The organism is Bdellovibrio bacteriovorus (assembly GCF_001592755.1).
Classification (GTDB): Bacteria; Bdellovibrionota; Bdellovibrionia; order Bdellovibrionales; family Bdellovibrionaceae; genus Bdellovibrio; species Bdellovibrio bacteriovorus_E.
In genome coordinates this window covers 200,355-220,729 of the sequence record NZ_LUKF01000001.1, presented here as the reverse complement: position 1 = coordinate 220,729, position 20,375 = coordinate 200,355, and the positions used below count along the sequence as shown (strand labels likewise).

20 protein-coding genes are annotated in these 20,375 nt (G+C 46.0%); 7 read left to right on the top strand and 13 right to left on the bottom strand.

Annotated elements, in window-relative coordinates; all coding sequences use genetic code 11:
- Nucleotides 1–102 precede the first annotated feature (102 nt).
- Both abc-f and AZI85_RS01045 read left to right on the top strand, forming a co-directional pair.
- Entirely contained in the window at nucleotides 103–1,638 is a 1,536-nt protein-coding gene (abc-f, locus tag AZI85_RS01050) for a ribosomal protection-like ABC-F family protein (RefSeq protein ID WP_063242337.1), read from the top strand.
- A 78-nt stretch (nucleotides 1,639–1,716) separates the two neighbouring features.
- Nucleotides 1,717–3,201, top strand: a complete 1,485-nt coding sequence (locus AZI85_RS01045) for a hypothetical protein (protein WP_253720767.1) — start codon at nucleotides 1,717–1,719, stop codon at nucleotides 3,199–3,201.
- On the opposite strand, the gene AZI85_RS01040 is transcribed toward AZI85_RS01045, so the two are convergent.
- Nucleotides 3,202–4,005, bottom strand: a complete 804-nt coding sequence (locus AZI85_RS01040) for a DUF2799 domain-containing protein (RefSeq protein ID WP_063242335.1) — start codon at nucleotides 4,003–4,005, stop codon at nucleotides 3,202–3,204.
- Complete coding sequence (locus AZI85_RS01035; protein WP_063242334.1) at nucleotides 4,006–5,838, bottom strand: ABC-F family ATP-binding cassette domain-containing protein; 1,833 nt, start codon at nucleotides 5,836–5,838, stop codon at nucleotides 4,006–4,008.
- A gap of 84 nt (nucleotides 5,839–5,922) precedes the next feature.
- Between AZI85_RS01035 and AZI85_RS01030 the strand changes: the two genes are divergently transcribed.
- Nucleotides 5,923–6,903 (top strand): hypothetical protein, encoded by a 981-nt coding sequence (locus tag AZI85_RS01030; protein ID WP_172795283.1) that lies wholly within the window; start codon nucleotides 5,923–5,925, stop codon nucleotides 6,901–6,903.
- 50 nt (nucleotides 6,904–6,953) lie between these two features.
- Entirely contained in the window at nucleotides 6,954–7,856 is a 903-nt protein-coding gene (locus AZI85_RS01025) for an MBL fold metallo-hydrolase (RefSeq protein ID WP_063242332.1), read from the top strand.
- Between the two features lie 15 nt (nucleotides 7,857–7,871).
- Here the strand turns inward: AZI85_RS01025 and panD are convergent, their stop codons facing one another.
- The 6 genes from panD to AZI85_RS00995 are packed head-to-tail and all read right to left on the bottom strand — an operon-like array spanning nucleotide 7,872 to nucleotide 12,557.
- Nucleotides 7,872–8,246, bottom strand: a complete 375-nt coding sequence (gene panD / locus AZI85_RS01020) for an aspartate 1-decarboxylase (RefSeq protein WP_063242331.1) — start codon at nucleotides 8,244–8,246, stop codon at nucleotides 7,872–7,874.
- 18 nt (nucleotides 8,247–8,264) lie between these two features.
- Entirely contained in the window at nucleotides 8,265–9,035 is a 771-nt protein-coding gene (locus AZI85_RS01015; RefSeq protein WP_063242330.1) for a type III pantothenate kinase, read from the bottom strand.
- Nucleotides 9,032–10,297, bottom strand: coding sequence for a bifunctional phosphopantothenoylcysteine decarboxylase/phosphopantothenate--cysteine ligase CoaBC (coaBC, locus tag AZI85_RS01010; protein WP_063242329.1), 1,266 nt, complete (start codon nucleotides 10,295–10,297; stop codon nucleotides 9,032–9,034). The genes AZI85_RS01015 and coaBC overlap by 4 nt, the downstream gene beginning before the upstream one ends.
- Nucleotides 10,284–11,039: a pantoate--beta-alanine ligase gene (panC, locus tag AZI85_RS01005; protein WP_063242328.1), complete on the bottom strand. Its 756-nt coding sequence runs from the start codon at nucleotides 11,037–11,039 to the stop codon at nucleotides 10,284–10,286. Before panC ends, coaBC begins: the two co-directional genes overlap by 14 nt.
- Nucleotides 11,036–11,827: a 3-methyl-2-oxobutanoate hydroxymethyltransferase gene (panB, locus tag AZI85_RS01000; RefSeq protein WP_063242327.1), complete on the bottom strand. Its 792-nt coding sequence runs from the start codon at nucleotides 11,825–11,827 to the stop codon at nucleotides 11,036–11,038. The genes panC and panB overlap by 4 nt, the downstream gene beginning before the upstream one ends.
- Nucleotides 11,828–11,834: 7 nt before the next feature.
- Nucleotides 11,835–12,557: a Rossmann-like and DUF2520 domain-containing protein gene (locus AZI85_RS00995; RefSeq protein WP_063242326.1), complete on the bottom strand. Its 723-nt coding sequence runs from the start codon at nucleotides 12,555–12,557 to the stop codon at nucleotides 11,835–11,837.
- Between the two features lie 155 nt (nucleotides 12,558–12,712).
- Between AZI85_RS00995 and AZI85_RS00990 the strand changes: the two genes are divergently transcribed.
- The 3 genes from AZI85_RS00990 to AZI85_RS00980 are packed head-to-tail and all read left to right on the top strand — an operon-like array spanning nucleotide 12,713 to nucleotide 14,769.
- Nucleotides 12,713–13,447: a hypothetical protein gene (locus AZI85_RS00990; protein ID WP_063242325.1), complete on the top strand. Its 735-nt coding sequence runs from the start codon at nucleotides 12,713–12,715 to the stop codon at nucleotides 13,445–13,447.
- An 8-nt stretch (nucleotides 13,448–13,455) separates the two neighbouring features.
- On the top strand, nucleotides 13,456–14,049 hold the full coding sequence (locus AZI85_RS00985; protein ID WP_063242324.1) for a hypothetical protein: 594 nt from the start codon (nucleotides 13,456–13,458) through the stop codon (nucleotides 14,047–14,049).
- 9 nt (nucleotides 14,050–14,058) lie between these two features.
- Nucleotides 14,059–14,769, top strand: a complete 711-nt coding sequence (locus AZI85_RS00980; protein ID WP_063242323.1) for an SDR family NAD(P)-dependent oxidoreductase — start codon at nucleotides 14,059–14,061, stop codon at nucleotides 14,767–14,769.
- A 12-nt stretch (nucleotides 14,770–14,781) separates the two neighbouring features.
- Here the strand turns inward: AZI85_RS00980 and AZI85_RS00975 are convergent, their stop codons facing one another.
- The 5 genes from AZI85_RS00975 to AZI85_RS00955 all read right to left on the bottom strand — a co-directional run bounded on the left by AZI85_RS00975 (nucleotide 14,782) and on the right by AZI85_RS00955 (nucleotide 20,263).
- Entirely contained in the window at nucleotides 14,782–15,231 is a 450-nt protein-coding gene (locus AZI85_RS00975; RefSeq protein ID WP_063242322.1) for an OmpH family outer membrane protein, read from the bottom strand.
- Nucleotides 15,232–15,401: 170 nt separating this feature from the next.
- Nucleotides 15,402–16,775: an HAD-IG family 5'-nucleotidase gene (locus AZI85_RS00970; RefSeq protein ID WP_063242321.1), complete on the bottom strand. Its 1,374-nt coding sequence runs from the start codon at nucleotides 16,773–16,775 to the stop codon at nucleotides 15,402–15,404.
- 7 nt (nucleotides 16,776–16,782) lie between these two features.
- Nucleotides 16,783–17,148, bottom strand: coding sequence for a rhodanese-like domain-containing protein (locus AZI85_RS00965; protein WP_253720765.1), 366 nt, complete (start codon nucleotides 17,146–17,148; stop codon nucleotides 16,783–16,785).
- 75 nt (nucleotides 17,149–17,223) lie between these two features.
- Nucleotides 17,224–18,156, bottom strand: a complete 933-nt coding sequence (locus AZI85_RS00960; RefSeq protein WP_063242319.1) for a hypothetical protein — start codon at nucleotides 18,154–18,156, stop codon at nucleotides 17,224–17,226.
- A gap of 118 nt (nucleotides 18,157–18,274) precedes the next feature.
- Nucleotides 18,275–20,263: a M13 family metallopeptidase gene (locus AZI85_RS00955; RefSeq protein WP_063242318.1), complete on the bottom strand. Its 1,989-nt coding sequence runs from the start codon at nucleotides 20,261–20,263 to the stop codon at nucleotides 18,275–18,277.
- Nucleotides 20,264–20,375 lie beyond the last annotated feature (112 nt).

Below are 20,375 nucleotides of genomic sequence, written 5' to 3'. Positions count from 1 at the left end.
AGTCGGGCCCTAAACCCGACGTCTATGAGAAAATAAATCCGTCAATACTTCCTTATTCTAAGAACTTCTTAAGGCCTTTCAGGCTGTTGGACGGATATTACTATGCAAAACAATTTAATACAGGTGACCGGTCAGTCACTGAGCTTTGAGCTTCCTCAAGGCGATGTGCTGTTTTCAAACATTTCATTTTCGTTAAACTCGCTTCGCTGCGGATTGGTGGGCCCTAACGGTGTTGGTAAAAGCACGCTGGCAAAAATTATTGCTGGCGAGCTAGAACCCACCTCGGGAACTCTATTGCGTTCGCACCCGGTGATTTATTTAACTCAGTTCGCGGAAACTGCGGATATGTCTGTGGGTGAATATCTCATGGAGTTGTGGGAAAGCCCCTATGCGGATCCCGCAATCTGGGGTGCCCTCTTGCAAAATCTTTCATTAGAGTCCTCACTGAAAAATCTGAGTGGAGGTGAGTGGACACGTGTTCGAATCGCCAAAGCTTTGGCTTCACCCGCGGGACTTTTGATTCTGGACGAACCGACGAATAATTTAGACAAAGATGGGCGGCAGATGATTATTGATTTTGTGAAGGCCTATCAAGGGGCTTTGCTTGTCATCAGCCATGATCGAGAACTTTTAAACTATGTCGACAGTATCTGGGAACTATCAAACCAAGGTCTTTCCAGCTACGGCGGAAACTTTGCGCACTATCAAGAGTTGAAAGAGGCCGAGCGTGAATTACAGCAGGTGAAGATCGAGCGCGCCCGGAAAGAAAAAAAGAAGATTGAAAGGGAATACCACGAAAGAATGGATGCGCAAGAAAAGCGGATGCGCCGAGGTCAGCGAGTCGCTGACAAAGGAGGCATTCCCCGCATTGTGGCTGGCGGCTTAAAAAGAAGAGCCGAGGTGACGCACGCGAAGATCCACGTCAATGAGGAAAAACGTGCGGAAAACGCGGAAGAGGGATTTCGTACTCTATTGGCTCAGGCAAAAACCGAAAACATCTTGGGGCTAGAGCTTCCCGATGTGGCTTTGCCCGAGGGAAAGCTTGTCATTGAAGTGGATGAGTTCAACTTGCGCTATCCCGGTAAAGAGGATTTTTTGTGGACTGACGCTATTTCTTTCATCATGCGTGGGGCTCATCGATGGGCTTTGGCCGGTGCGAATGGAAGTGGAAAAAGCTCGTTGATACAGGCGCTATTAAGAAAATTTCCAGAAAACGTAGAACAGGTGGGGGTGGCGAAACTTGGCGCGGTCACCGTGGCGCTCTTGGACCAGAAGTACTCGTTACTTGATCCGAGCCTGACAGTGATGGAAAACGTGATGCAGACTTCCGCTTACGATGAAGTTGAAACTCGCAATAAACTCGCGCGCTTTCAGTTTATGAAAGAAAAAGTCCATCAACCGGTAGCGACGCTGAGTGGGGGCGAAAAACTTAAAGCCGGGCTGGCGAAAATCCTGCTAGCAGCACCGATTCCTCAGCTTCTGATTTTGGATGAACCGACGAACAACTTAGATCTGCAAAGTTTGGAAATCCTGGAGGCCGCTTTAAACGAATATCGGGGAGCCCTTTTAGTGGTCTCGCATGACGAAGTTTTCTTAGAAAACATCGGGGTTGAAGAGGTCTACCTTTTGCAATCTTAGTTAGTTAATATGCTGGCCCGTTGGTTGACCTCGCTCAGTCTTGTGTGTTTTGGCTTACTTAGCCTGATGGTTCTTCAGATGACGAAGAGGCCGATCTGTATTGATTCCAAGGTTGTCGAAAGAATTGACAGAGTATCGGCCGAATCTTCTGAAAGCATCTATCGCTGTGCTTTAAACAAAAACGTCCCCTTTAGTGCTTACTTCAATGAGCAGGTGAAGGACTTAAACTATCGTGTGCAACAGATGGAAAGGCTCCTCGAAAGCATGGAGCCTTTCTATAAGAAGGTTCAGCTGACGATTTTGGAAGATCGTCCTTACTTGTACCGAGTGCAAGGTCATCAGATTTATATCGGCGCTAAATTATTAGAAGCGCCAGGCCACTTAGAAAAAGCCCTGGCGAAGATCTGGTATCGGGAACGCAACGAAGCTCTTTTTGCTCAGCAAGTTTTGATGGAAGAAGTGATCACTGACTTTGTCGTCTATTTATTAAATGGCGATTTGGATCTAGGTGATCCCCAAACGAAGATTGCAACGGCACTTCGTAAAGTGCGTTGGCCTTTTGTGATTAAGTCAGTACCCGCCTATTGTGAATCGCCATGGAAGCAGTCTGAGCACTTTGCGGTATGCCTAGATCAAAAAGAGGATTTGTCGGTTGATCAACAAGTGGTGGAGTTGAGCCTTAGACCTCTTTTGGTGACGAGCTGGGTGAATTCATATAAAGGTCTTTCCAGCAGAGAAAGATTTAACTTTGTTCAGAATTTGCCGCGACTTTTGCGTTCTGAACACCAGCCCGCACTTCCTTTAATTGGCATGCACCGTTTGGCGGGTGTGCAGGAAACTACTTTGTTGAAAGCCGCCGAAGCCATGAAGAATATTAATTCCTTTGTCGCTTCATCACAGGCGATGAAGGATTCTGAAACTCACCGGGTCTTTGCTGCGAATTTCACGAACGAGCTGCGCAGCCACGGTTTTCAAGAGGCCTTTGCGGAAGCGTCTTTTGATCTTCTTTTTGTCAGTCCGGTGGCACTTTCCGAAAAATCCGCGATATTTGCGCATTTTATGAAGATCGCGAAGTCCTCACCCAAAGTTCAAATTGCTTTACGGGATCAGGATAATCTATGGATGTTACCGTCGCGTTTTCCTATTCCTTTGAAATCATTTGGTCAGATCAAAGCCAATCGTACGGTCGTTGAAAAGTGTGGCGGATATAACTTTAGCTATGTCATGGATTACGCCAATATCACTGAAAAACTTTTGGTTGTTGACCACTGTGATGAGAAAAGAGAACTCCAGTATTCACGCTTCTTAAGTGAAGGCGCTGAAGGTTTCGGGGCGCAAAACAAGGGTATCGCGTTCGTTCAGTTTCATTTGCCGTCTTTGCTAATGAAGAAAAACGAGCTGGAACAAGTGTCGAATGTGTTTGAGTTTATCCAGAAGCGCGACGTGGAAAATCCGTCTTTTAAAAGCTTAGGCTGGCGAGAAGTTCACTGGAGTGAACAAGCCAATGCTTACCAACCTAAAGCCTATGTTGACGCGATTGAATGGTTTCGCGTTCCAAACTAATTACTCGTCTAAACTAGGAAGCTCTTCTTTAAATCCTGTGATCTCGGAAAGTTTTGAATTTCTGTTGTTTTCAAGTTTCTTCAGATCGCTCTCTTTCCCGGAAATATCATGGTTCAAGGAAGAGATATCTGAATTTAACTGGCTGATGCGATTTTCGATATAACCGAGTTGTGCAGGATTGTTGTTCGCAACAAAAGCTTTCTGAGTCTCTAAAGAGTTCAGCTCGCCACGGAGTCCGGTCAAACGTCCTTTTTGAAAGTTAAGATCGGATTTCATCGAGCGCATGCGGTTATCCAGCTCACGCACTTCGCCTTCTTTGGTAGAGATCAAAGTTTCCACGTACTTCTTGCGGCCTCGGCGATACTCTTTAAGGAAAGCGGGTTCCATTTCTTTCGGACAGATGTTTTGATATTTCTTTCCGGAAGTGCCCGCCGTGAAACCATAAGTTTTATGGCAATAAGCCGCGACACCTTTTTTGTGTTCATTAAGAAGAACGTTAATCTGGGGACCTTCGCAGAGATCGCGGGAAAAGAAGTCTCCGCTTTTACCAACATTATAGGCATTCGTGTTGCTACAGTAGATTTGCATGCCGTTTTTGAATCCTAGATCCAATTGCGATTCCTGGATTTCCGCATCGACTTTGCGGCACTCGGTCACCATCGCATCTGCATTCAGCCATTTCCCGCTCAGCGCGACTTTCTTACCGTGTTCAAACCAGTTGATTGATTCACAGTCTTTGCGTTTGAAGTAACTTGCACAAGAAACCAAACTCAGGGCCAAGGCCAGCAATATCCATCTCGACATTTATGATCCTACAAGTTGTTTTAGTTCTGTCTCGAAGTTTTGCTGATCTTCCATCGCCTGAAGCATAGAAGATTCCAGATCTTCGATTTGACCGCTCAGCTCATGCAGCTCTTTTGCAAAGGTGGCCGCTTTATCGCCTGACGCCGTCATTAGTTTTTCATTTAAAGAATCTCGCATTTGCCCCAGTTGGGCAATCTTCTTGTCGCAATCTTCAATCTGCTTCTGAGCCTTTTTAACTAAATTCTCTAAACGTTTGCGTTCTTCTTTATAGTTAAACTTGGCGGGTTCGTCGCTTTTCGCGGTCGCCGCACCTTTAGCGTCTCCGGTTTCGAAAGTTCTTTCCGCCAAGAAGCCTTTTTGTAAACTCCAAACGTACTCATCATACGTCCCCGGATAAAGAGTCAAAAGTCCGTGATTCACCTCAAGGATTTTATTGGCGACGCGTCCGATAAATCCGCGGTCATGGCTCACGGTCACGATTGTTCCTTCGTACTCTTCTAAAGCTGTCGTCAGAGCTTCGACCGTGTCGAAGTCCAGATGGTTCGTCGGCTCATCCAGCAATAGCAACGGAGACTTCTGTAAAAGAATTTGCCCTAAAGCCACGCGGGATTTTTCTCCGCCGGAAAGGACCTTCACTTTTTTGTGAACGGCGTCTCCGGAAAAGAGCAGACTGCCAGCTATATTTAAAACATCCTGTTGAGTCACTTCTTTATGAGCTGCCGCAGCCATAGCTTCAAGAACCGTATGTTCAGGATTTAAAGCTTCCGGCGTATGCTGCGCAAAGTATGAATAGCTCACTTGGTGGCCCCATTTAATGGCGCCTTTGACCAGAGGAATTTGTTCGCCCAGTGATTTAAGCAGCGTGGATTTACCCGCGCCATTCAGTCCGACGATGCCAAGATGATTTCCTCGCTCTAGGCGCAAGGAAACATTCTTAAGAATGACTTTTTCCCCGTAGCCACAATCAGCATTCTCGATTTCCAAAATCATTTTTCCCGTCGGTTGCGCGGGGGGAATGTGAATATGCGAGTGAGTAGGGGCGGCCTTCATTTCGATGACTTCCATCTTTTCCAAAGCTTTCAGGCGGCTTTGCGCTTGGCGGGCTTTGGTGGCTTTGGCACCGAAACGAGTGACGAAGTCCATGATGGATTTTCTTTTTGCCTGTTGAGAAAGAATTTGTTTTTGCAAAATCTCATTCAACATTTGTTTTTGTTCAAAGTAATCATCTAAGCTGCCTGGGAATTTTACGATATCTCCGGACTCTACTTCTAAGATGTGGTCTGTCACGCGACGCAAGAATTCGCGGTCATGCGAAATCAAAAGAAAAGCGCCTTTGAATTCTTGAAGAAAGCTTTCCAATACAAGAAGTGTTTCGAGATCCAGAAAGTTTGTCGGCTCATCGAGAAGCAACAGATTAGGTTCCTGGCCAATCAGATAAAGTAGCTTCACGCGCATGCGATAGCCACCGCTGAGCTGTTTCAGGTGAGATTGAAAATGCGCTTCGGTAAGACCCAGCTTTAATCCGAACTGCTTTAACTCCCAAAGAGGTTTGATGCAGTTCTTATCTAGGTATTCTTCGACCTTTTCGTCGACGTTCCATTCTGCTTCTTGCTCTAAGTAGCCTAGACGAAGCTGCTGAGATCTTGTGACGATACCTTGATCCAGATGTTCCTGATCCACCAAAACTTTGAAGAGAGTTGTTTTACCCGCGCCATTGGGTCCGATGACCCCGACGTGCTCACCTTCATTGATTGCAAAAGTGGCGTTGTCGAAAAGAATCTTTGGACCGTAGGCCTTATGGCCGTCTTGTAGCTGAAGAAGCGTAATACCCATCCGGCGACTGTATCATAGTGAAACAGGCCTCGTAAATAGCCCAGAAATATTCATGGAATTTGGGCGTTTCCCGATAAGTCCCTTATGGAGACAGGGACGTACATGCGCATCAAGATTCTAATTGTTACGGCAACATTTGCTCCTGCGCTTTCCTTTGCGCAAACGACGACGGCGGCACCGAATCCGGCGAATGCCACCGCGATTTTCCAATCCATGCAAGCTCAGCAAAACTACATGCTTCAACAGCAACAAGCGGCGGCGCAAACAGCGGCGAATCAAGCTCTTGCGGCTCAAGAAGCTCAAGCTGCGGCTACACAAAAGCAAAGTATTTTTCAACTGATCATGGGTTTTTGTACGAATATGTTCAGCGGCGGCGGCAAGCAAAGCGCGATGGGTGCTGACAGCAAAAAGACTGAAGACAACTCGTACGATGTGATGGATGCGGCTTGGGCTGCGCGCGAAAAAGAAGGTTTCATTTACGAAAAGGATCTGGATCGCAATGTGGCTCGAGAAGTCGGATCTGATGCCAGCGCAAAAATGGCGAAGGGCTGTGATAACTTTATCAACAAAGAAGGTCAGCTAGGTTCGTGGGGATCTTACACTCTTCAACAGATCAAAGAAAAGCCAGACTCTTTCGGCGAGAATATTCCTGATGATATTACGAAGTGGTGTCCCAATTATCCGAAGATGTCTAAGGACCAGCGCGAACTTTATTGGGTGTGGATCATCATGTCCATGGCTTCATCTGAATCAAGCTGTAATCCGCGCAATGACAATCCGAACGCACCTAATGGAACGGCCATTGGTCTTTTGCAAGTGTGGAAACCGGTATGTCCTAAAGCACGCGACCTTCACGTGCCATATCAAAATATTCAGTGTGGTATCGATTTGCTAGCGAAAGAGCTGCAGAATCGTGACACTCTGATGACTCCAACATCCAAGGGGCCCGAGGGGACTTATTGGGGACCTTTGCGCAGTGACGACTGGAATAAACGTCGTGGTGGAGATATCTCGGGCGCTCAAAAAACTCGCGCGATCATGAGTCAATATCGTTACTGTAAATAATCAACTGTCTTCGGCTCAACCTCTCAAGATATCTTTTCTGGGGAGGTTCTATGCATGTTCATCACTTAAATTGTATTTCAACTTGTCCTTTGGGCGGAAGCCTGATGGATCATGGGCCTGAATCCGTTATCCAAAGAGGACACCTCACGAATCACTGCCTGCTTATCGAAACTAATCAAGAGCTTGTCCTTATCGATACTGGTTTAGGGACCCGCGACGTTGAAAATCCTCAAGGTCGTCTGAGTTCCTTTTTTCTGAGCTTGGTCAGCCCGGAATTTCGTCTCGAGATGACGGCCCTAGAGCAAATTAAACAAATGGGTTTTGATCCTCGCGATGTGCGGCACATTGTTCTAACTCATCTGGATTTTGATCACGCAGGTGGGTTGGACGATTTTCCGCAGGCGACAGTTCACATGATGCGATCAGAGAGGGACAGCGCCGTGAAACAAGAAACTTGGTTAGATCGGCAACGTTTCCGACCGCAGCAGTGGTCTACTCAGGATCAATGGAAAGTGTATGACGCCGGCGAAGGAGAATCTTGGTTTGGATTCAATCGTGTGCAGCAACTGGATGGTATTTCTTCGGACATCGTTCTTTTACCGCTGTTGGGACATACCTTAGGGCATGCAGGAGTGGCCGTGAATACGGGAAGTAAATGGCTGCTTCAGGCGGGGGATGCCTACTTTTATCATCAAGAGATGAATGTGCTGAATCCCCATTGCACACCGGGTTTAAATTTATATCAGATTATGATGGAAAAAGATCGTAAGGCTCGTTTGTGGAATCAGGATCGTTTGCGCGAGCTAAAAAGAACTCACTCTGAAGAAGTGGAAATCTTTTGTGCGCACGACGTAGTGGAGTTTGAGAAACTTTCGGGACGATCTGCAGAAGTCCCTGCAGAAAAAATTCTTAAATGGGAAAAGCCAAAACCATTTCAAGAAGGGCGGTTGTAGCCGCCCTTTGAATAATCACTTATTATTTTTTCTGTCTTCTTTGCGCTTTTCTTTCACGCGATTTTTCGCATCAACAAAAACCACTGCGGGTTCGTGCTTTTTAGCTTCGTCCATGCTGAGTCCGCAGTAAGCACAGATGATCACAAGGTCTCCACGTTGAACGTGGCGAGCTGCAGCTCCATTAAGGCAAATTTCGCCTTTCTTTCCTTTGATCACGTAAGTGGAAAAGCGGGCGCCGTTATTACAGTTATAAATATCCACGCGCTCATTAATTAACAAACCAGAAGCTTTGATAAGATCTGGGCACACACTGACGGAACCTTCGTAATCAAGGTCCGCTCCGGTGACTGTGGCGCGGTGAATTTTTGCTCTTAACATTGATAAATTCATATAGTGATTCCTAAATCCTTACGTATTGTATTGCAAAGCGATCAACATGCCCTTCAGAACTAAATCCGGCACGATCTCATCAAATATTTTTTCTTTTTCAAACAAGTAGGCAAATCCGCCGGTTCCTATGACAAGCGGCTTTTCTCCTTGGAAACATTCCTTGGTGATTCTATCACTCAATTCGCGGATCGTTCCTAGATGGCCGTAGAAAAGTCCAGACTGGATGCTTTCTATCGTCGAGCGTCCCAAGGCTTCGTGCATAGAAACGATTTCGACGGATGGAAGTTTCGCCGTTTTACTTTCTAAAGCTTCCATACAAAGGCGAAGGCCCGCCACGATGGAGCCGCCCAGATAATCCTTTTCTTTCGTCACGGCACAGAAAGTGGTCGCGGTACCCAGATCCACGATAATAAGATTTTTACCTGGGTAAAGATGAGTTGCCGCAATTGAATTGGCAATACGGTCTGCGCCGACTTCTAAGGGATTGCGATATTTTACTTTCAATCCTGTTTTAACTCCGGCCTGAAGAATAAACGGATTGATATTAAAATACTTCATGCAAGCGCCCCGAAGCGAATAAATCACTTCGGGGACGACGCTGCAGATAGCGATCTGTTTGATTTTGGAAGGATCGTAACCATTCTCACGAATAGCGCTTCTTAAGAAAATCCCGGTCTCGTCGGAAGAAGCCCCGCTTTTAGAGTTCTTACGGAATGAAAGCACCATTTTGTCTTTGTCAAAAAGACCGGCATAGATCTGAGTGTTCCCCACATCAAGACATAAAATCATAAAGTATCCTTAGGCATAAGAGCATGGATCAATTCACTGGAAAGTCTTTCTAGGCTTTCGCAAGCCACCGCGTTGGAAGGCGAGTGTAAGGTGAACTTATGTGTTTTGTTAACAATATCAATATCCGTCATATCGTTGTGTACGACGAAGTCGGCATGAGAACCTTGGAATAACTTCGTCACGGCTTTTTGTTTGTCTTCAGCCGAAGCATGGCTGGTCAATTTAAACGCGATCACTTGCAGATTTTTATTCTTTGAGTAATCCTTCAAACGATCCACGATCTTATGATTGCGTTTCAAATGAATATTGAGGTGATCTGCGTCTGAGCTGACCTTTTTTACCTCAAAGGGGCGATGCTTAACACCGTTCACTTCAATGCTATCCACAGAATAATCACTCACAGCCGCTGCGTGAATGACATGCGTGAACTCTTCACTGGAAAGATAATTTTTCATCTTTTCATCAAGGCTAGCAAAGCTTGTAAAGAAGTCGCGACGAGTGACGTGTTCAGCGTGTGCGGATCCATGCGCCTGCAAAAGTGTGACGTCAAAACCCATTTGCGTCAGATTTTCTGCGATCGTAACACCTGTTTTACCAGAACTCAGATTGCTAATAACTCGTACGGTGTCGATGGGTTCTTGCGTGCCGCCGGCAGTGACAAGGACTTTGACTTTGCTGGCGGATTTAAATGAGATCGCCTCGGACGGGACCGTGGCGCCTTTGTTTTGCAAAGCTTCAAGCGTGAATTTCAGAATCAAATCAGGTTCAAGAAGTTTCCCCCAACCTTCTTCGCCGCAAGCCAGAATACCGGAAGCGGTTTCTAAAATCTGCACACCCATTTCACGAAGAGTCTGCAAGGACTTTTGCGTGACAGGGTGTTTGTACATACTCGTGTTCATCGCGGGCGCAACAAGGAAAGGTTTCTTAAAGTCGTGAGCTAAGAAAAGAGTTTGCACTAAATCATCGCCGACACCTTGGGCTGCTTTGTTGATGAAGCTGGCCGTTGCGGGTGCGACTAAAATCACATCCGCCCATCTCATAAGGTGAATATGATCCATAACATTGCCTGTGGCGTACATGTCGCTGACAACAGGTTTTCCGGTCAGACCTTCAAGTGTCGCATTGCCCACAAACTTTAAGGCCGAAGGAGTCGCAACGACTTGCACTTCGCAATTGGCTTGGACCAGTCGAGAGACCACGTGGCAGGCTTTGTAGCAGGCGATAGAGCCCGTCATAATAAAAAGAACTTTAGATTTCGACATTGTCTATCAACCTCACTTCACCCAATTTCGCCGCGACGAAGCGGCGAGATCCTATATCGGTGACGTAATCGACGACAAAACCCTGGGCTTGAAGTTTTGCCGTGGCTTCTTCGGCACTTTTGCTTTCGGTGATGGCTTTATAGATCGCAGGCGCGATTTTTCTTTCTTCAGCTTTCAGTCGCGTATTGCGAGAACTCATGGCTAGACCATCGTGCTCACGCACCGTCGCGACAGGAATGACCTCCAGATTCATAAAAAATGCATCCACCATTCCGCGAATTAATGAGAGCTGTTGAAAATCTTTTTCTCCAAAGTAGGCTTTATTAGGACGGACTAAGTTAAAAAGCTTCATCACGACGGATAAAACGCCGTCAAAGTGACCGGGTCGATGAGCGCCGTCTAATAGCAAGGAATAATCGTTCTCTGAAACTTTATAGCGGTACTTGTCCGGATACATTTCTTCAAAGTTAGGAAAGAAAACCGCATCCACTCCGTTCATCTCGGCCATGGCGAAATCTTGCTCCCATGTTTTTGGATACTTCGCCAGATCTTGAGGGTCATTGAACTGTGTCGGATTTACGAAGATAGAAAGAACAACCAAGTCATTTTCTTTGCGGGCGCGCTTGATCAATTCTTCATGCCCGGCATGCAAAGCACCCATGGTAGGAACAAAGCCCACCGTGCCCACTTTGTCTTTGCGCCAGGCTTTCATTTCTGAAGGAGAACGCAGAACTTCACTCATGAGTAGCTCTCTTTCTCGGTAGGGAATTTTCCTTCTGTCACTTCTTGATGATAAGTGTTAAAGGCCTCTTTCATCGCTTCAAAGCCATTGAAGTATTGTTTTAGGAACTTAGGTTTAAATCCTGGAGTCATTCCTAACATGTCTTGCAGAACAAGAACTTGGCCGTCGCAGTCAGGACCTCCACCGATACCAATCGTGGGGATTTCTAGGGACGCGGTGATTTCTTTAGCAAGTTTTGAAGGAACGCATTCAAGTACTACGGAAAAGGCACCAGCGTCTTGAAGTTGCAAAGCTTGCTCTTTGATTTTTTTCTGAGCCTTTTCGTCGCGACCTTGTACTTTAAAACCGCCCAATTGATTCACGGATTGCGGAGTTAAACCTAAGTGACCCATCACCGGAACGCCTGAATCCAGAAGATGACGAACCAGTTCGATATTTCCAGAAGCACCTTCCAGTTTCACCGCGTGGGCTCCAGCCTTCATGATCTTTTCAACGTAAGTCATATTGGCAGTAAGACCTTTGCGATAACTCATGAAGGGCAAATCACCAACGACGAATTTATCGCCGGCGCCGCGCACGACGGCCGCCGTGTGCAAAGCCATCATGTTTACAGAGGCGTTCAACGTCGTCTTATGTCCATGCATCGTCATCGCCAAAGAATCTCCCACTAAAAGGCAATCGACGTCGCTTTCGGCTAAGATGCGCGCGAAGGTGTAGTCATAACAGGTGACCATGGATATTTTTTCTTTTTTCGCTTTCTTATCCTGAAAATCTAAAATGGTTTTCATTGTTGCCTCACTTTCGCGGGTAATCGGGCCAGTGGGTTTTTAAAAATGCTTCATAGACGGGAAGATAGGAATCCTCTGAAAGAGCTGCGAGATTTGTCTTCACAGTATCGACATCTTTTCGCACAAGCGGTCCCGTTAAGGCCTGAGTCGGATTCTGAAATGTATTCGCTAAAATTTTTTCGACGTAAAGGTGCGCGGCCTCGACCGGAATATTCATCTCTGAAAAACCTTGCAACATTTTAGTTACAAGTAAAGTCACGAAGTTTCCGCCTAAAACACAGTACGCGTGATAGCGCGCCTTTTGTTCCGGTGGCAAGACAGAGAAAGGATTCGTAAAGACCGGGATCGCCTCTTTAAGAGAGTCAGCACCCGTCACGGTGAAGTGAACCTTTTGATAAAACGAAAGATCATAAAGCTCGGGTCCGAAAGTCATCAACGGGTGCGCGGCAATCATATCATCAAAATGATGAGCTCCAGAAAAATGCACGAGGACTTTCTCGTGACCTGCTAAATGCTGTCGATAAAATCCTAAGAGGGCCGAATCACTGATCGCAAGCAAGACGTGAGAAGATTTCGCGACTTTTCGTGCCAGTGCGTGCGGATCTTGTGAGCGATCCCAAGTTTCAAAATGTTGATTGAGTAAGTGAAGATAATAGCCCAGGTGTCGGGCGACGCGGCCAGAGCCAATAATTAAATAAGAAAAAGAAGAATTTGTATTCGTCGCCTTCATATAAGTGGGTACCTGTCCTGGGGATCAAGTCCTATGTAATGTTCGCAACCTAGCATAATTCTAACAGATTACAACGAGGATTGCCACGCTGCGACGAATGGCGTGCGTAGCGCCGTAACTAGACTTCGCTCATATTCTGCGCGACCTTCGGCCCCATGAAATACATTTACTGGGCCTGTGCTACTGCTGTGATCGCTTTGGGTATCTATTTTGCGATGAATTTCTCTATCCAGCCGCAAAGCATTCCGAAGATCAAATTCTCTCAAGTGACGACTCCTGAAGAGTTAGGGAAGGGCGTTTACGAACGTCTTCGCTTAGAGATTAAAGAGGCGCCGGTTGTGTTATTGGGAGTCACTCCGAACCAAATCGAAGACATGGAGCTTTTGCGCGGATTTTTTGAAGCCAATCAAGAGGCCGGATCTAAATACGATGTGATCGTTGTTGAGCCTATGCTGCCTTACGTGGAGCTTTTTAATTCCAACATGCGGGTCGATATCAAAAACGAAATGGATCGCTTCGTGGACGGCGTAAAGACGGCTCGTGAGCAGGGTTTGCGGGTCGCGGCCATCGTACCTAACATTTATTCTTCGCAACTATTAAAGAAAAATCCTGCCAATCGTTTGAAAGAAGAGTACAAGCTCGATGTAGTCAGTTTTTCTATCACAAAATTTCCGGTGACTCGTCAGCAAGAGGAGTCGTTTGAACCGAAGTGTGTGATTGAAGAAGGTAAAGATTTGGCGGGTACCGGTCCTTTGGGGTGCATGATTCAAAACATCGCTCGCAAGACCTACCGCAAGAAATTTGAAGACAATAAATTTTCGGGAATGATGGAACAAACAGGTGCGAAAGACTACATCATTTTGTTCAACCGCAACGCGGGTTCTCGATAGGGGGAAATATGAAAATGTTCGTAGCCGCATTAACATTGGCTTTGTCTTTCAACGCCGTTGCCGGCAGCAATTTGGAAGGCACATGGATGAGCGAAGATGGTCGCGCGACGGTTCGCTTGGTAGAGTTCGACGGTCTTTTGACTTTGAATACTCGCAGCTATTACTACAATGGCGCACCTTCTGATTATTTCTTTTCTTTCCGCGTACCGAAAGATCGTGACGTACAACCCGGAGAAATTCTTGAAGGCCGCATTCGCAGCATTGATGGTTTCTATGGTTGTTTGTTTGAAGAACCTGCGAAGGCTCAGTTGACTCATGACGGTCGTTTGAAACTTCACTATCCACTTCTAACGTTCCATCGCGAAACTCGTTCGGTTGTAGACCGTGATGGGCGTGGTGGTTACCGCCGTGTCGTTGATTGGAACGGTTGGGGTTGGGTTGAAACAGTTTATCACTTCCCGATCGAACGTTGGCGTGTGATTTCCAGTGAATGCGTGATTGATGCGCGCAACTGGTCTACAGGTGTTCTAGTTCCGGTTGACCCCGTTGATGGCGGCGGCGGCGGTGCGGGCCCTGACTTCCCGGTTCCACGTCCTCAATAAGGAATTGTCATGAAAAAAATTGCCATCGTCACAGGTGCGAATCGAGGTTTGGGTCTTGCGACAAGCGAGGCCTTGGCGCAAAGAGGTTTTAAAGTGGTGATGGCCATGCGAAATCCAGATAAGGCGCAAAAGCAAATCAATGCCTTCAAAATGAAGGACTTGGATGTGGTGCCGATGAAGCTGGATCTTTCGCAAGAAAAAAGTATTAATGATTTCGTTGAAAACATCCGCAAAGATTTTGGTTTTGTGGATGTTCTTGTGAATAACGCTGGAATCCTGATCGACAGTGAAGATGGCGGAAATTCTTCTTTATTTAAAACGAAAGCTTCAACTATTCAGAAAACATTTACGACGAATACTTTAGGTCCTTTTTTGCTGACTCAGAAAATTTTTCCGTTGATGCAGCAAGAAGGTTACGGCCGTATTGTAAATGTCTCTAGTGGTATGGCCCAGCTGTCAGTTCCGCAAAACGCTTCCGCGTCTTATCGTATCTCTAAAACGGCTCTGAATATGGTGACGAATCTTTTTGCTTCGGAAGTGCAAGGGGCAGATATCTGTGTGAACTCCGTATCACCGGGGTGGGTGCGCACGGATATGGGTGGCCCACATGCAGACCGTACAGTTGAGCAGGGAATCAAAGGCATCATCTGGGCAGCCACTCTTCCTAAGGGTGGTCCTAACGGTGGCTTCTTTCGCGATGGTGACCCTTTACCTTGGTAAAGGGTGCTGGCACTATTTCTCGCTTTCGTAGGCCTTAATCACATCTTCTGTTAAATCAGCGTCCGTAGATGAATATACGATCATACGAGTGTCTTGCAGCACCATCGTAAATCCTTTTTCTTTAGAAACTTTCGCGATGACCTTTTCCATTTTTTCAAGAATAGGAGCTGTCAGTTGCTCTTGTTTCTTTTGAATGTCGTTCTGACTTTTTGTTACGTTTTCACGAAAGGCGATAACGGCTTTTTGATATTCAATTTGTTTGGCTTTAAAAGCCTCTTCTGAAAGAACCGCCTTTTTCTTTTCTAGCTCCTGAGCCATGTTTTTAAGTTCAACTTCGCGCTTTTCGAAATTCTTTTTCTCTTCGGAATACTGTGCATCGAGTTCGGCGGTGGCTTTTTTTCCAGCCGCAGTTCCTTTGATTGCTTTTTGCATATCGATGAAACCGACCTTGGCGTCAGCCATGACATGGGAAGTAGCAAAAACAAGCAGTGCGGAAACAATAAACTTTCTCGTAGACCATCCTTAGAAATGTGTTCTTCGAGACTCTCTAGATCAGTTTAACTGTCGAAATAAAAAAAGCCACTCTTATGGAGTGGCTTTGCTGCGGTGTAGACCCAAAAAGAAGCAGGCACCTAGTAGATTTCGTGGGCTAGTGGGCGGCGTGGGGCGCGGAAATAAGTTCTTGGCGAAAGATCCAAGAGGTCTCCGAGCTTTTCCATGTAAACGCAGGCGTAGCGGTCTAACTGATAGGCGAAGTAGCTTTCTTCGTTACCGGCTCTCATCAGTTGACCCCAGTTGCCGTTGTACATGGCTTGCTGCTTTTTGATCAGCTGACTGATTTGCGCGTCGATTTCAGAAATGGTTTTCTGAAGACCATCGATTTGCGTGTCGTTGATGTTCGCGGCTTTTTCAATTTTACGAGTCATCAGGTCTGTCAGTTCATCTTCTAAAGGCTCTTTCTTTTTCATCAAGACTTCGATTTCTTGATTCAAAGGTTCGGCTTTTTTATTGTTGTTCACTTCGTCATCCAACTCTTCAATGACCATAGCTGTTCTCCAGTTACAGTCCTTTTTCAAGCGAAGGATGTCGCCGTAAATATGGTCCCCGATGTACAGGATGTCGTCGCCGGCAAGCTCAAGATCGGCCGTGAATTTCTTCGCGTTACCGCCTTGGTAGATACCGGGAGTCAGTTTTCCTTCCATGTTTGTCATCGTGCCATCTTCGGGATTTACGCGAAGATATTTTTGGCTTTCATAGAAGAACTTGGGTTTCGAGGCAAAAGTAATTACGAATTCAAACAGATCTTGCCAAGACTTGTGTTCTTTCAAGAAAGGTTGAATCGCATAATCCAACAATAATTTTGTATAGTGGAAATCAGAATTCGTTAAAACGAAGATCTTCTTTCCATGACGACGGAATTTTTCAAGTCCTTCAACAAGCTCAGGATCCTTAATGATGTAGTGATCCAGATTTTTCTTAACAACGTCTTTCAAAGAGCCATCGCGATGGGCTTCATCCAAAGCATCCAACACGTCGTCGGCGATTTGGGAATACTCCGGATACTTGTTTCCAAGATCCGTGTCTTTAAGCTCGACGATCTGAGCGATCAAGTTCGCCAAAGAAATTGAAAACGAAGTATCGACGGCCAAATAGTCCGAGTTGCTTAAGTCGATGTAAGTCGACTTGTAAAGCTTTTGATGGCTTTTGAAATCCAACGGCTTCAAACCATGGTAGCTGGCGCGAATCGCCGTATAGCGATTCAATTTCAAAAGGTTCCCCATCTTACGATCGATCACCAGACCGCGAATCGCGTAGTTGTAGTCAAACGTCAACTTACGCAAAGCTTCTGGATAACCACGTTTGATCAATTTTTCGATCATAGTGGTGTGAGAAAGGCGTTCGAAGTTTTCACTGTTATAACGAACCAACGTATGGTCCATATCAACGCCGATGTAACGAATCTTTTTCAGATTCAAAGTTCTATTAACAAATACTTTTCCTGGCATATTTTTTCTATCTTTCAACAGGCAATTGAAGGTGGTTCCAAAGCATCATTCCACCTTGCATATTATAAACGTGTGTAAGGCCATTCATTTTTGCAAAAGCTGTGGCCTGAGCAGAGCGACCGCCACTTTTACAGATGAAGACCACGGTTTGGTCTTTAGGTAAATTTTCAAGATGATCGGGAAGAGTGTTCAGAACTACTAGCTCTGAGCCCGGGACGTGACCCAATTCGCCCGTGTACTCGTCAGGTTGACGAACATCAATAAGCTTCACATTCGCCATCAGCTTTTGCACTTCAGCCGGTGCGATGTCGTAGACTCCCTCATAATGAGGATTTTCAGTTTTTGTTTCGAAGTTCACTAACTTCACTGTCACAGATTCCTCCTGCGTCACAGCCAAGATTCTTAGCATAACAGGACTTGCTTTGAAATGCAGCAAAGAGAGGCTTTTTTATTGGGGTGCAGCAGTGGCCGAAGTCACACAGCGGAAACCCACGTGGGTGTTTGAGTACGAGGTTGAATTGTCGAGGTCCACAGCGAAAACTCCGGTGTCAGTTCCATTATAAAGGCTTCCGCCGCGTGCAATCGCTCCGCCCGGTCCATTAATCCAGGCAAAACCCATTCCGCAATATTCGTTCGAGTTAGGACTCGCACAAACCAAAGAGCTTGAGGGAGCAAACAAAGTAGCAAAACTTCCGCCCAGTCCCACTAAATCAGCGATGTAGTCATTGCTTGAAGCGCCGGGATCGGTGAAATCTTCTTTGTTCCACTCCCAAGAGTTCCCCGCGAAATCCCAAAGCACTTCGCCGTTAGACAGTTGATGAGTTCGTCGGTTTTCATGCCACAAGCTGGGACTGCAAACGGCGTCGAGCGAAGCTTGCGAATCCGCAGCTCCAGAGCTATCGAAGTCATAACCATAACAGGGATGATCGTCTCCGCCGGCTTCAAGCAGACTTCCGTAAGAGTTATCAAAGTGACCGCGATTTAGAGCCCCTGAACTAACAGCACCGGAACTCCAGTTTGCCGTCGTTTCAGTGATGTTGGTGGCAATCTTATTCCATTGAACCGTGCTGATAAGGTCGTAGTCAGAACCCAAAGCCTGACAAGCGGTGATCGCATCATCGCGATCGATATTGCCCCAAGGTGTACCACCAGCTTGTGAGGTGGCAATGCCAGCGACATCTTTCATTTCATATTTTGCGACACAGAATCCGGGAGGAGTTTCGCTCGCGGAAGGGGGTACGTAAACATATCCCGTGGGACAGGAATACTGAATGACGTCCTCTTCAGGGATTTCTGTGAGTGCATCTGTCACTTTTTTAAGATCCAAGCTACACGCACTCAAAGATATGAGTAACGCCGAATAAAACAAGATACGTTCCATGATCTTCTTATCGGTTCTTTAACAAAACACGCAAGCTTTGCGCCGTCATTTTGCTTAAATGCGATGAAGAGTAGAATTCAAAAAAAGCCGCTTCAATTTGATGCGGCTTTTTGTCTTATTACCAGATTTGTACTCTTTCTTTTGGATCTAAAGTCATTTTATCGCCTGGTTTGCATTGGAAAGTTTCCGCAAACGCGGGCTGATGTTTTACTTGTTCATTGATACGCGCCCATCCCGCCGAGTGCGGATCGGTTTTACGCATCAGCTTTTCAAAATCAGGGCGGATCACCGTGCACCACAAACGACCATAGGCGATGAAGAAATCTTTTTTATCTTTTTCAGTGCCTTGGCCCTTAGGGAAAGCGGCATTGTAAGCAAACGTCAAACCGACAAGATCAGCGACGTTTTCACCCAACGTCAGCTTGCCGTCGTGACCAATTTGATTGAATTGATCAATCATCTTTTGCCCGCGAAGGTTGAACTCCATGATGTCTTTTGTTGTCATCCACTGACGAAGACGGCCCTGAGAATCATATTTTGATCCGCTGTCGTCAATGCTATGACCCAATTCATGTCCCATCACTGCGCCAACGGCGCCTAGGTTTTCAATCACCGATCCATCTTTGTCGTAGAATGGATATTGCAGAATACCAATCGGCAGAACAAATTTGTTTTCGTTACTGCTGTAATACGCGTTCACCGTCAACGGTCCCATACCCCAGGCGTCTTGATTGGCGGGTTCACGAAGCTCTGTCATGTTCTTTTCCCAGCGAGCTTCGTTGTATGTGTGCATGTTCTGCACATAATTTGTTTTAGAATATTGACGAAGAGGAACGAAATCCCATTCTTTGTCCGTGTGAGGCTTTACTAATTGCAAGCGCGCAGTTTTAATTTTCGCGATGGCTTCTTTTTTACCTTCTTTAGAAAGCCATTTGTTGGCTTCTAGGCCCTCCAAAATACTTTGACGAATACGTGCGCCCACTTCATTGACTTTGCTTTCGTCGAAATGAGGAAAGACTTTGTCGACCAACGCCGCATCAATTTCTTTCATGAAATAGTTGCCCGCGGTCGTCGTGCAACGCTCTTGACGGTCAGGACGCTTTTCAGGACCGCCAAAGAACTTTTTTTCAAAATTAAATCCGGCTTGGAAAAACTTCGGGTAACCATCGTCCATTTGATCGCCCAAAGCTTTATACAGATAAACGTCTTTCCATACTTGCAAAGGAAGCTTGTCTAGTTGCGCGTTGATGAAATCCAAAGATTCGGGGATCGGTGTATTTACAACCACTTCAGGGGGGATTTTATCAAACAGAGGTTTTAAATAGAGCTGCGGATACTTTTTTAAAAGATCTGCTTGAGAGCTCACACGTTTTTCACTCCAACGCTGATGACGAACAGCAGTTACCGGGTAAGTTTTAATAAACTCTTGTTCGAATGCGACCATCGCCTTTGCGCGCGCCTGAGCATCCGCCTTCTTTACTTTGGGTTCGATGTTTTGGATGAACATGGTGAGCAAGGATTCGTACTCTTTCAAAAGCTCTGGCTGCTCATAGTACTTGTGATCGGGAAGAAGCATGAAATTGGCATAAAGCATGGCATCCATCTTTTTCGGATTGTCCAAATTCGGAGACGCCCAAAGATAAACCATGTTGCCAAAGCCCTTCGGCAAATTTTCATGAGAGTAACGAACTAATTCTTCGGTGGTTTTAATTTTACCGATCTCGTTCACCATGCGAACGACTTCGGCTTTTTCGTCTTTGGCTTTCGCGGAAGTATTCATGCACGACATGTAAACATCGCGGATCTGTTCGCTGCGCGAATCCATATTTTTTTGCGCAGGAAGGTCCTTCATGAATTTCTTTTTAACTTCCAAAAGACGTTCTCTAGAATCATTGAAGGCAAAGGTGTGGCTGCGGCGATCCGGGCGTAGTTTGAATGAGGCCTCCGCTTTTTCGCAAACGTATTTGTGAAAGTCTTCACAGGGACTGACATCCGTGCTCAAGGGGAAGGATCTTTTTTCGGGGATGTCGGAAGAGGGAGCCGCCGTTTTTGCGGACTTAGCCTGTGCTGACAGAACGAGGGTGGAGGCCAATAGAAGTTTTAACATGCTTGAGTTCCCACATTGGAAAAGGTTGTTCGTTTGTAAATCGTAAACCTGCCTAAATTCATTTAAAAGGCCTTTGGGACTATGATCGAGGGCGTTATCGACAAGTTAATCA